Source organism: Enterococcus sp. DIV0970a (genome assembly GCF_051711265.1).
GTDB lineage: Bacteria > Bacillota > Bacilli > Lactobacillales > Enterococcaceae > Enterococcus_D > Enterococcus_D casseliflavus.
This window is the reverse complement of record NZ_JBIOMF010000001.1, coordinates 22,029-36,142: the sequence shown is the minus strand read 5'-3', so window position 1 is coordinate 36,142 and position 14,114 is coordinate 22,029. Positions and strand designations below refer to the sequence as shown.

The 14,114-nt window shown below is 45.3% G+C and carries 16 protein-coding genes and 1 other annotated feature; of the genes, 1 reads left to right on the top strand and 15 read right to left on the bottom strand.

The features are described 5' to 3' along the window. Window positions 1–385 precede the first annotated feature (385 nt). Together yfmH and yfmF are read right to left on the bottom strand one after the other, a co-directional pair. Window positions 386–1,684: an EF-P 5-aminopentanol modification-associated protein YfmH gene (yfmH, locus tag IGK14_RS00180; RefSeq protein WP_438711409.1), complete on the bottom strand. Its 1,299-nt coding sequence runs from the start codon at window positions 1,682–1,684 to the stop codon at window positions 386–388. Next, window positions 1,677–2,945, bottom strand: coding sequence for an EF-P 5-aminopentanol modification-associated protein YfmF (yfmF, locus tag IGK14_RS00175; RefSeq protein WP_010748490.1), 1,269 nt, complete (start codon window positions 2,943–2,945; stop codon window positions 1,677–1,679). Before yfmF ends, yfmH begins: the two co-directional genes overlap by 8 nt. A gap of 161 nt (window positions 2,946–3,106) precedes the next feature. Between yfmF and mscL the strand changes: the two genes are divergently transcribed. Next, on the top strand, window positions 3,107–3,553 hold the full coding sequence (gene mscL, locus IGK14_RS00170) for a large conductance mechanosensitive channel protein MscL (protein ID WP_005226421.1): 447 nt from the start codon (window positions 3,107–3,109) through the stop codon (window positions 3,551–3,553). Window positions 3,554–3,648: 95 nt separating this feature from the next. On the opposite strand, the gene IGK14_RS00165 is transcribed toward mscL, so the two are convergent. From IGK14_RS00165 to IGK14_RS00105, 13 genes are all read right to left on the bottom strand, one after another. Beyond that, window positions 3,649–4,101, bottom strand: coding sequence for a GNAT family N-acetyltransferase (locus tag IGK14_RS00165; protein ID WP_010748489.1), 453 nt, complete (start codon window positions 4,099–4,101; stop codon window positions 3,649–3,651). 61 nt (window positions 4,102–4,162) lie between these two features. Beyond that, window positions 4,163–4,408 carry a Veg family protein gene (locus IGK14_RS00160; protein ID WP_005226417.1) on the bottom strand — a complete coding sequence of 82 codons (246 nt, stop codon included), beginning with the start codon at window positions 4,406–4,408 and terminating at the stop codon, window positions 4,163–4,165. A gap of 87 nt (window positions 4,409–4,495) precedes the next feature. After that, complete coding sequence (locus tag IGK14_RS00155; RefSeq protein ID WP_010748487.1) at window positions 4,496–5,059, bottom strand: sigma-70 family RNA polymerase sigma factor; 564 nt, start codon at window positions 5,057–5,059, stop codon at window positions 4,496–4,498. Between the two features lie 95 nt (window positions 5,060–5,154). Further along, window positions 5,155–5,673 carry an NYN domain-containing protein gene (locus IGK14_RS00150; protein ID WP_010748486.1) on the bottom strand — a complete coding sequence of 173 codons (519 nt, stop codon included), beginning with the start codon at window positions 5,671–5,673 and terminating at the stop codon, window positions 5,155–5,157. Continuing rightward, complete coding sequence (gene rlmB, locus IGK14_RS00145) at window positions 5,670–6,509, bottom strand: 23S rRNA (guanosine(2251)-2'-O)-methyltransferase RlmB (protein WP_010748485.1); 840 nt, start codon at window positions 6,507–6,509, stop codon at window positions 5,670–5,672. The genes IGK14_RS00150 and rlmB overlap by 4 nt, the downstream gene beginning before the upstream one ends. Further along, on the bottom strand, window positions 6,475–6,897 hold the full coding sequence (locus IGK14_RS00140; RefSeq protein ID WP_010748484.1) for a Mini-ribonuclease 3: 423 nt from the start codon (window positions 6,895–6,897) through the stop codon (window positions 6,475–6,477). Before IGK14_RS00140 ends, rlmB begins: the two co-directional genes overlap by 35 nt. Continuing rightward, window positions 6,894–8,306, bottom strand: coding sequence for a cysteine--tRNA ligase (cysS, locus tag IGK14_RS00135; protein ID WP_010748483.1), 1,413 nt, complete (start codon window positions 8,304–8,306; stop codon window positions 6,894–6,896). The genes IGK14_RS00140 and cysS overlap by 4 nt, the downstream gene beginning before the upstream one ends. Beyond that, window positions 8,299–8,835 carry a serine O-acetyltransferase EpsC gene (gene epsC, locus IGK14_RS00130; protein WP_034695645.1) on the bottom strand — a complete coding sequence of 179 codons (537 nt, stop codon included), beginning with the start codon at window positions 8,833–8,835 and terminating at the stop codon, window positions 8,299–8,301. The genes cysS and epsC overlap by 8 nt, the downstream gene beginning before the upstream one ends. Before the next feature lie 65 nt (window positions 8,836–8,900). Beyond that, window positions 8,901–9,099: a binding site (T-box leader), on the bottom strand. Beyond that, a complete protein-coding gene (gene gltX / locus IGK14_RS00125; protein WP_010748481.1) occupies window positions 9,096–10,553 on the bottom strand; it encodes a glutamate--tRNA ligase in 1,458 nt (485 codons plus the stop codon). It overlaps the preceding feature by 4 nt. Before the next feature lie 169 nt (window positions 10,554–10,722). Then, entirely contained in the window at window positions 10,723–11,862 is a 1,140-nt protein-coding gene (locus IGK14_RS00120) for a PIN/TRAM domain-containing protein (protein ID WP_005226396.1), read from the bottom strand. 35 nt (window positions 11,863–11,897) lie between these two features. Next, the gene (locus IGK14_RS00115; RefSeq protein ID WP_254907872.1) at window positions 11,898–12,029 is read right to left on the bottom strand and encodes a hypothetical protein; all 132 of its coding nucleotides are present in this window, start codon (window positions 12,027–12,029) and stop codon (window positions 11,898–11,900) included. A gap of 1 nt (window position 12,030) precedes the next feature. Then, a complete protein-coding gene (radA, locus tag IGK14_RS00110; protein WP_005226394.1) occupies window positions 12,031–13,401 on the bottom strand; it encodes a DNA repair protein RadA in 1,371 nt (456 codons plus the stop codon). Window positions 13,402–13,445: 44 nt separating this feature from the next. Then, window positions 13,446–13,955 (bottom strand): hypothetical protein, encoded by a 510-nt coding sequence (locus IGK14_RS00105; RefSeq protein WP_010748479.1) that lies wholly within the window; start codon window positions 13,953–13,955, stop codon window positions 13,446–13,448. Between the last annotated feature and the right edge of the window lie 159 nt (window positions 13,956–14,114).

The window sequence follows — 14,114 nt, the reverse complement described above, 5'->3', positions numbered from 1 at the left end:
AGCTGCTCTATCATTTTAAAACAGGGGTTCCCTGTATACGTCAATAAAAAAAACTCCGTCACGCAGATTGCCATCTGGGCGCGCCGTCTACTAAATATAACATTTTTTCCGTGATTTTTTGTAAAAAAACAAAAAAAGATTTTGCTTCAATAATTAAAGAATACCATAAAAGAAAAAGTCTGAGGATAGCCTAACCACAACTCGCAAACAAATTTTAATACTTTTCGCCAAATTGGCATCAAATTGCAAGAAAAAACCACCTTTTGACGCAAAAAGAAAACACTGAATGACTCAGGAGTTGGCCAGCCCTTGTTCTGTTGGGCGTTCCTCCTTGAATCAGTCAGTGTCGCTTAGATGACAGCTGTTTGACAAAACCAGCCTTCGCTTAGGCTTTTTCTGTTGGATACATGTAAAAACGACTAAACGCTTTGGAGTCGATAAAGGAACGAGCCGCTTGCTGGACATCTTCCAAAGTGATCGATTGGATCACTTCTGGCAGATCAAAGAGCGTCGTTTCACCAAATAAACTTTGGGTAAACTGGTTTGCGATAAACTCCAGTGAGTTCAGTGATTGGAAATATTTCCCTAGCATTTTCTTCTTCAATAACGTCAAGTTTTCTTCATTGATCTCTGGATCTTGCGGGAAATTCATTACGATCGCTTCGATCTCTGCCAACATTTTTTCTGGCTCTTCAGAATCCCCCGAGAAGTCGGCAAAGTAAAAGCCGCGATCCAAGTTCACTTCAAACCCAAATGTGTCGTCGATGATGCCTTGATCATACAAACGCAAATAATTGGCGGAAGTATTGCCTAACACCAATTGGCAGAAAAGATTCAACGCATTTTTGAAGCGCAAGAGCTCTCTTCCTGATTTCGGCAGTTTGTTCAAGTCTCCTTTGATCCCTAATACACCTTTGGCACGTGTCACTGGCATGGTAAGACTTGATTCTGCTTGAATATCGGCAAAGGTTTCTTCAGGAAACTGGCGAATGATCGCCTGCGTTTCTGGAAAGGTCTTGGCCGCTTGATTGGTCCGAATCCACGCCATCGTTTCTTCAGGATCGATATTGCCTACCACAAAAAGCGTCATGTTGCTTGGGTGATAGAAGGTATTGTAGCAAAGATACAAGTCTTCTGCGGTGATCTGCGCAATGCTTTCCACCGTACCAGCGATATCGATATGCAAGGGGTGCTTCGGATACAGATTTTTGATGATGCCGAAAAACTGCTGCCAGTTTGGATCGTCATCATACATTTGGATTTCTTGACCAATGATCCCTTTTTCTTTTTCGACGGTTTCTTCTGTGAAATACGGGGCTTGAACGAAATCGATCAACGTTTCAAGGTTCAGCTTGATTTGATCGGTTGCCGAAAAAAGGTAGCTGGTTTTCGTGAAACTGGTAAAGGCATTGGCAGAAGCCCCCTGCTGACCAAAGGTATGAAAGACATCGCCGTCTTCTTTTTCAAACAGTTTGTGCTCTAGAAAATGGGCAATGCCATCAGGGACTCGATGCAATGCTTCGGGTGAAAACCCGAAATGATTGTCGACAGAGCCATAGTTCGTACTGAAAAGTCCGTAAGTTTTATGGAAATCGGCTTTTGGCAGCAAATAAACTTTCAAACCGTTTGGCAATACTTCTTCATAAAGGGTCTCATTGATTTGCTGATAGACTTTTTTATTCATGGGTCGTCTCCTTATCCAGGAAGAATACAGCTTGCAAGGACACGTTTTGAGCCAATGCTTGGACATCTGCCACGGTCACTTGTGCCAATTTCTGCATAAATTCATCTTCCGTCATTTTCGTATTCGGTACCCACTGATTCAGATAGGCTGTTTCGATCAGTGCTTGTGGGTTATCCAATGAAAGCAAGTACTGGTTTTTCAACATCGCTTTTGTTTGCGCCAGTTCTTCCGCGGTGACTTCGCCACGCTGCAAGCTTTGCAGCTGCTGTTCGATCAATTTGAAGACCTTATCGCGGTTTTTGCCATCGATCCCCGTTTGGACCGACAAATACCCACGAAACGTATCGATACTGCTAGAAGCATAATACGCCAAACTTTCTTTCTCTCGGACATTCATAAACAGTTTTGAATGAGGGAATCCGCCAAACAACCCGTTGAAGACCATAAAGGCGATCCGCTCGGTTTGGTCATAATACACGCCAGTATGATAGCCTAAGTTCAATTTGGCTTGGATGATTGGTTCTCGCAAGATTTTCTCGCGAATGATGTTTTCCGCCGCTTGCTGATAAAAGACCGGCATTGCTTGGTCTGGCCGATCGGTAAAGGCCATGTTTTGGAAGAGCGCCGCAACTTCTGCTTCAACCACATCGCCGATCACGAAAATATCGATTTGATCATTGTCCATCATTGAGCGATAGGTTTGGTAAAGCTCTTTTGCGGTCACAGCTTCTAAGTCTTGGGGACGGCCAAAGCTCGGATACTTCTGATTCTGATCGTTTTCGAAATACAACTCTTGCAGCCCTAAAGAAGCCAATGCTTGCTTATCTTCTGCCACGCTGTTCATATAGGCGATCAAGTTGTGCTTTTCGATGGTGAAGTTCTTTTCTTCAAACTGTTCCTCGTGGGCATTCGGATGGAACAAAACTTCTGCTAAAAAAGCGGCTGCTTGCGGCAATACTGCTTCATCTGACACGTACTTCCCGTTGACAAAGGACATCGCTGCATTGATTTGATGCAGATTGCCCCGTTTGTTAACATTCATACCAAAGCTGGCACCGTAAAGCTCTGCCAGCTGACTGCTAAATGCGGTCTGTGTCGGATAAGCCAAACTAGTCGTTTCTAATAAACTGGTCAATAAGGTCCGTTTGGCGGTCATTTCAGCCTGCAATGGTGCAGTAAACCGAACGAAAAAACGGATCGTTTTATACTTTTTGGTCGGTAGCACCGTTAACCGAACACCTTTTTTTAATTCAATAGACATGTGACACCCCTTCTAGAAGCAAAATTATCTCTTCAATTATAGCATAGCTGACAAACTTTCTCCTCGGCTCACTGATCAAACCTGTTGCAGCGAGCGTTTTTTTTTATAAATCCCGCGTTTTTCGCTATACTGTCAGTAAGATTTAGAAGGGAGGATACAGGATGATTAAAGAATTTAAAGAATTTATTTTACGAGGAAACGTCATTGACTTGGCGATCGGGGTCGTGATCGGGAGTGCCTTCACCGCAATCGTCACTAGTTTAGTTGAAGGATTGCTGACACCATTGGTTTCATGGATCTTATCACTCTTTGGTAACGCAGATGCCTTTTCTGGCTTGGTCTTTGAACCAGCCAAAAATGTGGTCTTTGATTTCGGCCGCGTAATTACTGCCATTATTACGTTCTTGATTACCGCATTTGTCTTGTTCTTGATTGTCAAAGCAGTCAACAAACTACGCAATCTGAAACAACAACCTGAGGAAGAAGAAGTACCAGAAGTCACTGCAGAGGATTATTTAGAAGAGATTCGTGACCTTCTAAAAGCGCAAACGCCTCCTGCCAACACTGTGGATCCACGTCCAACATCATTGGATGATACGATCCGATAAAAAAACGGCTCTTAGTCAATAAGGTCGAAAGAAGCGATTCGGATTCATCCGATCCATCAATCATAGCGCTAAAAGAAGCAAGCACGCGAACCTCGCTAGAGAGTCGCTGTGCTTGCTTCTTTTTTCATCCCGACATGCAGGATCCCGTCTTCATAAAAAGGCGGTGTAATGGTTTTAAAGCCATACTGGCCGTAGAATTTTTCTAAGTGGGCTTGTGCTTCGATCTCAATAGGCAAAGCTGGATAACACTGCTCAATGCGATGCAAAACTTCTTTGATCAGACGATGGCCTTCTTTTTGCCCCCGGTATGCTGGTGCCACAATGACCCGACCAAAATGCACCGTTTGTTCCTGCTGGAAAATACGGGCGTACGAAACGATCTGCCCTTCCTCATCAAGGGCCCATAAATGTTTGGCTTGTGCATCGATCGCATCGATCTCTTGATACGCACACGCTTGTTCCACCACAAAAACCGCTGTACGCAAACGGGCAAGCTGATAAAACTCCACCCCAGTCATTTCCCCTAACTCTTTTAGAAAAAACGCCATCCCATCACTCCTTATCTTATTGAACCAAAAAAGAGTCAACAAAGTGTCAACTCTTCTTGTTTCAAACAGCTTCTGATAAAAATTCAATCTCAACAGTTCTAGTTAAAATATCTGAATAACTATAAGAAACCCGCTCGAATGAATTCTCATTTGGATCCAAATCTACAACAAAAACTGAAGGATAAGTTTCTGTCAAAACGCCGCGACGTTCAGTTTGACGCTTACGTCCAGTCTGAGCAACTAGCATAATCTCACTACCGATACGGCCTTCTAAATCTTTCTTGATCGTAGCTAAAGTTGTTGGCATCGCATTCACCTCGAGCATCATCATACCACGAAAAGCAGAAAATTTCAAGTTTACCATAAAATAATTCTACTTTCAATAAGATTTTTGTTAAACACCCTTGATAAGCGCTATCAACTTTGTCCGACCGCGAATGAAAGCGTTTTTTATTTTTTCATAAGGCAGCTTTTCTTGAGCGGCAATCTGATCAAGTTCTAATCCTTTTAAATAATTCATTATAACCATTCGTTCTAAAGACGATAAACTTTTCGGATACTCTGCCAACGATTCATTAACGAACAAGTAGGTCTCTGCAGTTTCCGCACAGCGATTATGATCGGTCAAAAACCGATTGCCTTCTTGTAAAAGCTTTTCTTCCAGCGAGCAGGCATCGACTTGGGCTTTGCGTTTTTGGGCATGTTGCGCCCGCAACAGGCTGCAGATACGGTTCTCAAAGGAACGCTTAAACAAGATACCGATGGTCGTTCCTTTGTCCTTATCGTAAGTCTTTAGACACTTATTAAAAACGATCCTGCCTTCTTGCAGCCAATCGTCTAAGTCATAATCCCGCAGATAATATTTTTTATGCAAAATCTCAACGATCGGTCGATATTTTCTGAACAACTCTTCAAATCTATCTGAACGGTGCGATACTTGTCTTTCCTTTGTGCGCATCGAGATCACTCCTTTTGTTTTTGTTTCATTTGCTACAAAAGGAGCGTATCATAAATGGCTGGGACATCTTCTAATTTACCAGACCAACTTTGTCCCTAACTAAGGTCTTGCAATTTCTTTTCAAGTTCGGCTAATTGTTCAGGTGACCAAGGGGAATTGCGTCGAAAATTTTCAAATCGCAAGTCGGTTTGATGCTCGTGGATGTCTTTTTCCGTTTTTTCCACGCTTTTGTACAATTCCCGTGCCGAAGTTCGCAAAGCACCTTGAGAGAAGATCACCCACTGTTCGGCTAAATCGCTGGTAGCGACGGTGACTTGCGTCAATCGATTGTTTAATTCACCAGCGATTCGTTCGATGTAGCTGTCGGCGGTCTCTCCTTCTTCGGTAAAAATAACTTCCAGCTGATATTTGGTGTAACTTTGGGTCACACCAGGCACCAGTTGGGCATCAAAAACAACGATGATTTTCAACCCTTCATATTTTGCATAATTCGACAGCCGATTCAGTAAGGCTTCTCGGGCATCTTCTAAACGGTCCTGATTTTTCAAAAGAACCAGCTCCGGCCAAGCGCCAATCATATTGTAGCCATCCACGATCAGCAAAGGGGTTTTCATTGGGACGCCCCATTTCGGCTAGTAAAGGCCTGATACATCAACAAGCCTGCCGCCACACTGGCATTTAAGCTCTGCACGTGCCCAGTCATTGGGATCGTCAGCATTTGATCCACTTCTTTTTTCAAACCTTCCCCCATGCCGCGTCCTTCGTTGCCGATGATCAAACCGACCGCCCCTTGGGCATTCCATGTGCGGTAATCACTGCCACTCATATCCGTACCGAAGATCCAAAAACCAGCTTTTTTCAGCTGCTGGACTGCTTGGGTCAAGTTGGTCACGCGGGCCACAGGGATATGTTCCACTGCGCCGGTCGACGTTTTCACCACGATTGGCGTGATCCCCACCGCACGGTGTTTTGGAATGATGATCCCGTCTACGCCGCTGGCATCAGCGGTTCGCATGATGGAGCCGAAATTATGGGGATCTTCTAGATTATCTAAAATCAGATACAGCGGCTGTTCTTTCGTTTGGGCCAACAATTCATCCAAGGTCAAATACTGATAAGGGGTGATCGCCAAGATCATGCCTTGATGGACCCCTTGGTCACTCATCGTATCCAGCTTTTGTTTTGGCACCCATTTGACTGGAACTGCCTGTTCCCGCGCCATTTCTTTCAAACGATCGATTTTTTCTCCCCGTGCTTCTTCGGAAAGAAACAGCTTGTTGCCTCGCCCTTCTTTCAAGGCTTCAGCAACCGCATGATAGCCGAAGACAAAATTATCTTCGATGGCTTCTCCAGCGGCTTCTTTGCGGCGATCCGGTCTATTTTCTTGTCTGGCTTCTGATCGGCCAGCTGTTTTTTTATTTGGACGCTTTCTTTGCGGTTTTTCTCGCATCTTCTTCTCCTACTTTCTTTATACACCAGTCTATTAGCTCGTCTAAGCGTTCTTTTTGCTGCGTGAGGTGCAAATACCCGATCAGCGATTCAAAGCCAGTAGCGATACGATACGTCGTGACATCGGCATTTTTGGCACCCGTATGGCTTTTACTATTACGGCCGCGGCGGTAAAAATCATATTCTTCTTCGGTCAGGATCTCTTCATCCAACATCTTTTGGATCAATGCCGCTTGGGCTTTGGCCGACACATAGTGGGTCGCCATATGGTGCAGTTGGTTCGGGCGGGTTTGGCCTTGGGCGACTAAATAATCGCGAATATAGACTTCATAGACCGCATCCCCCACATAGGCCAATGCCAAACCATTCAATTGTTTATAATCTCTCATGCTTCTCGTCTCCATCGGGTTCCTTGCGGGGTATCTTCTAAGATGATCCCTTGTTCTTTCAACTCATCACGGATTTGGTCGCTGCGGGCAAAATCTTTGGCTTTGCGTGCGGCGATCCGTTCATTGATCAGCTGTTCGATTTCTTCATCCAGCAATTCTTCGGATACAAAATAAATCCCGAAAATCGTCAGCCATTCGCTGAATTTGGCTAATCCAGCGGCTAATAAAGCCAAATCTGTTTCTGGGTCTTCGCTAGCTAAGTTCAGCCACTTCGCCAATTCATAGACCACAGTGATCCCGTTAGCCGCATTGAAATCGTCGTCCATTTCTTTGACGAAACGTTCTTCAAATTCTTCCAGAACCGCTGCATTGACTTCCTCATCGCTGGCTTGATAATGACTGCTATTCAAGCGGAATTTGGCATTTTCATAGGTCGTCCGCAATTTTTGCAGGTTGGTTTGTGCTTCATGCAAGGTAGTCTCACTGTATTTGATTGGTCGGCGGTACTGGGTCGTTGCCAAAAAGAAACGCAGCACCTGCGGATCAACTTTTTTGACCATCTCATGCACCGTGACGAAGTTGCCCAGTGACTTACTCATTTTTTCTTCGTCTTCACCGATCGTCACATAGCCGTTATGCATCCAATAGTTGGCAAAGGTCTTGCCAGTTTTCGCCTCGCTTTGGGCGATCTCATTTTCATGATGCGGGAAGGTCAAGTCTTGTCCGCCTCCATGAATATCGATGGTCTCGCCTAGGTGTTTGGTCGCCATCACCGAGCATTCGATATGCCAGCCAGGACGACCGACTCCCCAAGGAGATTCCCAAGCGATCTCATCGCCTTTTGCCGCTTTCCACAAAGCAAAATCCAACGGATCTTCCTTGATTTTTTGTTCTTCACCGGTCCGCTGACTTGCGCCGACTTCCAGCTCATCGATGGATTGGTCGCTTAATTGCCCATAGTGAGCAAATTTGCGGGTACGGTAATAAACATCGCCATTGACTGGATAGGCATAGCCTTTTTCTACAAGAGCAGCAATAAAGGCAATGATGTCTTCGATATGATCCATCACACGAGGATTCATCGTAGCAGGTTTGACGTTCAGCGCTGCGGTATCTTCATTGAAGGCGTTGATAAAACGCTCTGCCACTTCTGGGGCCGTCGTGCCTAATTCTTTTGCCGCACGAATGATTTTATCATCGACATCGGTAAAATTCATCAAATAGTCCACTGTATAGCCGCGGTATTCAAAATAACGGCGCACGGTATCAAACGACACAGTACTGCGGCCATTCCCGATATGGATGTAGTTATAGACGGTGGGTCCGCAAACATACATTTTTACTTTCTTTTCTTCTAATGGCTGAAACACTTCTTTTTCCCGTGTCAGCGTATTATAGATTTTAATCATCGTGGATAACCTTCTTTCCTTTGATTCGAACGATCTTTGCTGGGATTCCGACAGCAGTTGCTTCTGCAGGGATATCCTTCAAAACCACTGCATTGGCGCCGATCTTTGCACGCTCACCGATCGTGACAGGGCCTAAGATCTGCGCATGGGCTGAGAGAAACGCACCGGTTTTAACCGTGGGATGACGCTTGCCCCGCTCTTTACCGGTTCCCCCTAAGGTGACACCGTGAAACAAGACGACATCATCTTCAATGATCGCCGTTTCCCCGATCACGACGCCCATCCCATGATCGATAAAGACCCCTTGGCCGATCTGCGCACCAGGATGAATCTCGATCCCAGTCAAGAAACGCCAAAACTGGGCCGTCAGTTTTGCCAAAAAATACCAGCGATGCTGAAACAAAAAATGCGACCAACGATGCCAAAACAAGGCATGAAATCCTGGGTATGTGATGATGATCTCCAACGTTGATCGTACCGATGGATCATGTTTTTTTGTTGCCGCAATTGCTTTTTTGAACCAAGTCATCTTCTCACCTACTTTATCCAAACTTCTTGATACGAAAAAAGCGTCTTTCAAATAAGTTTCCTTATTCAAAAGACGCTTTTTTGCGTGGTCCCACTTTTGTTCGCAGTTCGGCACTGCCTTCAAGCGGGTAACGTCCGCTGCTTCGTCTTTGACTTGCGCCAAAGCCACTCCTAGGTGCATTTCCTAGCCTTTTTTGACCACTCTCACCTTCCGTGGTCTCTCTGAAAAAAATCGGCTAGTACTTCGTCTATTCGCTGTGTTTATAACACGTTATTCAAATGATCAAGGGCTTTTTCTTTCCCTAATAATTCAACGGTATCTGGTAGTTCTGGTCCGTGGGTTTGGCCTGAGACCGCCACGCGGATCGGCATGAATAAATTCTTGCCTTTGATGCCTGTTTCTTTTTGGATCTCTTTGATGGCTGCTTTGACTGCCGCAGCCTCAACGACTGGCATCGCCTGTAATTTTTCTTTAAAGGCTGTCAAAACCGTCGGTACAGTTTCTCCTGCTAAGACTTCTTTGGCTGCATCATCTAATTCAGGGTGTTCTTCGAAGAACAATTCCGAAAGGTCGACGATTTGTGCCGCAAAACTCATTTGCGGTTGATACAAGGAAACGATTTTTTTCAACCAAGCAGCTTTTTCTTCGGTCAATGTTTCTTCGATGCGACCGGCTTTTGCCAAGTAAGGGACGCACATTGCCGTCAATTCATCCAGATCCATTTGTTTCATGTACTGGTTATTGACCCATTCCAACTTCTTGGCATCGAAGGCAGCTGGTGATTTGCTCAACCGTTCAGGATCAAAGATTTTGATCAATTCTTCTTGAGAGAAGATTTCTTCTTCCCCTACTGGTGACCAGCCTAAAAGTGCAATGAAGTTGAACATAGCGTCTGGTAGATAACCCAACTCACGGTATTGCTCGATGAATTGGAGAATCGATTCGTCCCGTTTGCTTAATTTTTTCCCGGTTTCGCTATTGATGATCAACGTCATATGCCCGAATTCTGGTGCTTGCCAGCCAAATGCTTCATAGATCATCAACTGTTTTGGTGTGTTGGCGATGTGGTCATCTCCACGCAGCACATGGGTGATTTTCATATGATGGTCATCGACTGCTACTGCAAAGTTGTAAGTCGGCATACCGTCACGTTTTTGAATGACAAAATCGCCACCGACATTATCTGATTCAAAAACGATCTCGCCTTTGACCATGTCGTGGAATTTGTATTCAGTATTGCGAGAGACACGGAAACGAATCACTGGTTTCAAGCCTTGTGCTTCTTTGTCGGCTTGCTCTTCTGGTGTTAAGTTGGCACATTTCCCTGCATAATGGGGCATTTCGCCACGAGCTCTTTGGCCTTCACGTTCGGCTTCCAATTCTTCTTCCGTACAATAACACTTATACGCACGATTGCTTGCAAGCAATTGATCGATCAGTGGTTGGTAGATATCGCCGCGTTCTGATTGACGATACGGACCGTATTCTCCTGGATTTTCAGGTGATTCGTCCCAATCCATTCCTAACCATTGCAAGTTTTCAAGCTGGCTTTTTTCACCATCTTCAATGTTTCTTTTTTGATCGGTGTCTTCGATTCGGATAATAAATTCACCGTCATTATGACGAGCAAACAAATAATTGAATAAAGCCGTCCGAGCATTCCCGATGTGTAAATGTCCTGTTGGACTTGGCGCGTAACGTACACGTACTTTTGTCATTGTTTTCCTCTTCCTTCATCTGATTTCCAAGCCAGCCAAGCTGCTTGGGGCTTATTGTTCAGTTTAGTGGGAAAGACCCGCGTAAAAAACAGAACCCTCAAGTTGAATTGTACAATCAATAACCCAATTAGTAAAGGCAGCTGGCATATTTTACGCCAGCTGCCTAGGATTATTTCTCTGATTTCGATCCTTCTTTGTTGTCGATGCCGCGACCAGAATGGGCTGGTTTGGCAAAAATCATCCGACCAGCTGCCGTTTGCAAGGCGCTGGTGACGATCACTTCGATGTGTTCATTCATGTAATGCTGGCCATCTTCCACCACGACCATCGTCCCGTCATCTAGATAAGCGACCCCTTGCTGGCGCTCCGTGCCAGCTTTCACCACTAAGACGTGCATGCTTTCTCCTGGAATCACCACTGGTTTGACCGCATTGGCTAACGCATTGATATTCAAGACAGGCACATTTTGAAATTCAGAAACTTTGTTTAGATTGTAATCATTGGTCACGACGACACCATCCAGCATCTTCGCTAACTTGATCAGCTTGCTATCGACTTCGGAGATGTCTTCAAAATCGCCTTCATACATCTCAACTGCGATGCCTTCTTCTTTTTGCAAAGCATTCAAAATATCCAAGCCGCGGCGGCCCCGAACCCGTTTCAAACTATCGCCAGAATCTGCGATGTATTGCAATTCATACAAGACAAAATTCGGGATCAGCAAGACGCCTTCTAAAAAGCCCGTTTTAGCAATGTCATAGATCCGACCATCAATGATCACGCTGGTATCCAAAATTTTGTATTTGTGGAAATGGTCCGCGATCTTTCTTTCCAGCATCTGCTGTTCATCTTGCTCTTGGGGCTCTGCCTTTTTGTTTTTCGGGGCAAAGACTTTTTTCCATTCATCAATCCGTGTCGTCCCGATCTGAAAACCGAGATACCCTAACAGGACCATCACTAAGATTGGGGCGATCCCGTTGATAAAAGGAATATCCCAATTGTAAAAAGGAATCGACACGATCACACCGATCATCAGACCGATGATCGAACCAATTGCGCCAAACAAGAGATACGTTAAGCTCAATTCACTTAGTTTTTCTTCAATTTTTCGAATACCAGCTGCAATATATTTCGCTAATAGTAAAGATAATAAAAAGAAAATAAGGGCTCCAAGCAAACTATTAGTGATGTTATTATTCAGCCATTCATTTTGGGTTTGCCCAATGGCTTGCCATGCGATAGGCATCAGTGAGATCCCCAGACTTGCTCCGGCAAGTACCATTAGTGCGGTAATGACTCGTTTCTGCATACATGTTCCTCCATACTCCAGTAGGTTTCTTTTGTTCAAAAATCCGTGCTGCCAGACAGGCTCCTTCCGCCAGTCAGCGGCTGTCGGTCGGTTGGTTCAAACGAATGAATCAGCAGCGTCAGGGCAAGAGGAGAGGCGATTGCCCCTTGCTCTTGCATTGACTCCACTTTAACGGAAGACTTTCCGCAAGGTTTCGGCTAAGGTAGACACGCCTTCGACTTCGATGCCTTTGGGCGGCTGCCAGCCAGTCAGATTATTTTTCGGCAAATAAACTTTCGTAAAACCTAGTTTTTGCACCTCTTTGACCCGTTGCTCGATCGCGTTGACTCGGCGAATCTCACCCGTCAAGCCAATTTCACCGATAAAACACTCCGTCGGGCTGGTGCCTTTTTCTTTGTAGCTAGACGCGATACTAACAGCGATCGCTAGATCGATCGCAGGTTCATTTAATTTGACCCCGCCGGCTGCTTTTAAATAGGCATCTTGATTTTGCAGCAGCAAGCCTGCCCGTTTTTCTAAAACCGCCATGATCAGCGAGACGCGGTTGAAGTCTAGCCCCGTCGTCGTGCGTTTGGCATTGCCGAACATCGTTGGCGTGACCAGTGCTTGGATTTCCACCAAGATTGGCCGACTGCCTTCCATTGCCACTACGATCGCCGATCCAGTTGCGCCTTCTAAGCGTTCTTCCAAAAAGACTTGTGACGGATTGGCGACTTCTTTCAACCCGCCTTCTTCCATTTCAAAAATCCCGATCTCATTGGTGGACCCAAAGCGGTTTTTTACGGCCCGCAAAATTCGAAAACTGTGGTGCTTTTCGCCTTCGAAATACAAGACGGTATCCACCATATGCTCCAGCATCCGCGGTCCTGCGATCGAGCCTTCCTTCGTCACGTGGCCAACGATAAAGATGGCGATGCCATTGGTTTTGGCGATTTTCAGCAATTCTGCGGTCGTTTCTCGCACTTGGCTGACACTGCCTGCCACGCTGGTGATATCCGGTTGGGTCATGGTTTGGATCGAATCGATGATCACATAATCTGGGCGGATGTTTTCGATCGCTTTACTGATCTCTGACATGTCCGTTTCCCCATAGAGATAAAATTCTGTGTCGATGGCGCCTAAGCGCTGCGCCCGCATTTTGATTTGTTCGGCACTTTCTTCTCCTGACACATACAAGACCGTCCCGCCGATCGCTGCTAATTGCTGGGAAACTTGCAAGAGCAGCGTCGATTTTCCGATCCCTGGATCCCCACCGATCAAAATCAAGGAGCCTGGGACCACGCCGCCGCCTAAGACGCGATTCAACTCAGCAAGTTTCGTTTGGACTCGCGGTTCTTTTTTCGGTACGACATCGGCGATTTTCGTCGGCTGCATCTTTTGCCCCGTCAATGTCGTACGTACTCGACGATCGGCGGTTTCTTGGATCACTTCTTCCACCATTGAATTCCAGCTGCCGCAATTGGGGCATTTCCCTAAATATTTAGGGGAACTGTACCCACAATTTTGACAGACAAATTGACTTTTTGCTTTTTTTGCCATTGATCTCCTCCACTACTTCTATCAAACAGACCCCCAGGCAGGATTTACTGATTCGAGGAGCCAAAGCCGCCGGTTCGGCTGGCAGTGGTTGTATCTTGATCAGCTTTTAAGAACGGCAAGAAAATTCCTTGGCCGATCCGTTCGCCTTTTTTAATGACGACATCTGTGGGGCCGAAATTGGTAAACTGAAACATGATATGCCCTTCATTATCTGGATTGTCATAGTAATCGCTGTCGATGACGCCGACACCATTCGTCAAGACTAAGAAACGTTTCAAAGGATTGCTGGAACGATTTGTCAGCTGCAAATACTCGTCTTCCCCCATATAGGCTTTGATCCCCGTGGGAATCAAGGTTGGCTTCAACTGTTTTGCGGTCTCTTTCGCAAAAAGCGCTTTGACCCCGTCGATCACGCCCGCTTTCCAAATGCTTGGCACCACGATTTCTTCCGCTGCTTCAAAGTCGTAACCAGCCGCATGATGGGTGGCACGTTGAGGCAAGGTGATGCTTTTTTCTTTATATGCTGTAATAATTTCAAATCCTCGTAATTTCATGGGTTCCTCCAATAATAAAACATATAGCTATTTTAGCATAGGAAGAACTATTTTCTTCATGGAAAACACAATTATCGAAAAGTCTTTACAATTTCTTCGTTTAAAAATAGCCCAAAAAGAAAAAAGGACATGACGAAACGCCCGTTTGCGAGTACAATA

Bases quoted from the DNA above. Each gene is read 5' to 3' on its own strand.
- IGK14_RS00165 (WP_010748489.1), bottom strand. From the start codon at position 4,101: ATGGCGTTTTTTCTAAAAGAGTTAGGGGAAATGACTGGGGTGGAGTTT.
- radA (WP_005226394.1), bottom strand. From the start codon at position 13,401: ATGGCAAAAAAAGCAAAAAGTCAATTTGTCTGTCAAAATTGTGGGTAC.
- gltX (WP_010748481.1), bottom strand. From the start codon at position 10,553: ATGACAAAAGTACGTGTACGTTACGCGCCAAGTCCAACAGGACATTTA.
- IGK14_RS00120 (WP_005226396.1), bottom strand. From the start codon at position 11,862: ATGCAGAAACGAGTCATTACCGCACTAATGGTACTTGCCGGAGCAAGT.
- cysS (WP_010748483.1), bottom strand. From the start codon at position 8,306: ATGATTAAAATCTATAATACGCTGACACGGGAAAAAGAAGTGTTTCAG.
- IGK14_RS00140 (WP_010748484.1), bottom strand. From the start codon at position 6,897: ATGAGAGATTATAAACAATTGAATGGTTTGGCATTGGCCTATGTGGGG.
- yfmH (WP_438711409.1), bottom strand. From the start codon at position 1,684: ATGAATAAAAAAGTCTATCAGCAAATCAATGAGACCCTTTATGAAGAA.
- IGK14_RS00160 (WP_005226417.1), bottom strand. From the start codon at position 4,408: ATGCCAACAACTTTAGCTACGATCAAGAAAGATTTAGAAGGCCGTATC.
- IGK14_RS00150 (WP_010748486.1), bottom strand. From the start codon at position 5,673: ATGAAAACCCCTTTGCTGATCGTGGATGGCTACAATATGATTGGCGCT.
- IGK14_RS00105 (WP_010748479.1), bottom strand. From the start codon at position 13,955: ATGAAATTACGAGGATTTGAAATTATTACAGCATATAAAGAAAAAAGC.
- yfmF (WP_010748490.1), bottom strand. From the start codon at position 2,945: ATGTCTATTGAATTAAAAAAAGGTGTTCGGTTAACGGTGCTACCGACC.
- IGK14_RS00155 (WP_010748487.1), bottom strand. From the start codon at position 5,059: ATGCGCACAAAGGAAAGACAAGTATCGCACCGTTCAGATAGATTTGAA.
- mscL (WP_005226421.1), top strand. From the start codon at position 3,107: ATGATTAAAGAATTTAAAGAATTTATTTTACGAGGAAACGTCATTGAC.
- epsC (WP_034695645.1), bottom strand. From the start codon at position 8,835: ATGACTTGGTTCAAAAAAGCAATTGCGGCAACAAAAAAACATGATCCA.
- rlmB (WP_010748485.1), bottom strand. From the start codon at position 6,509: ATGCGAGAAAAACCGCAAAGAAAGCGTCCAAATAAAAAAACAGCTGGC.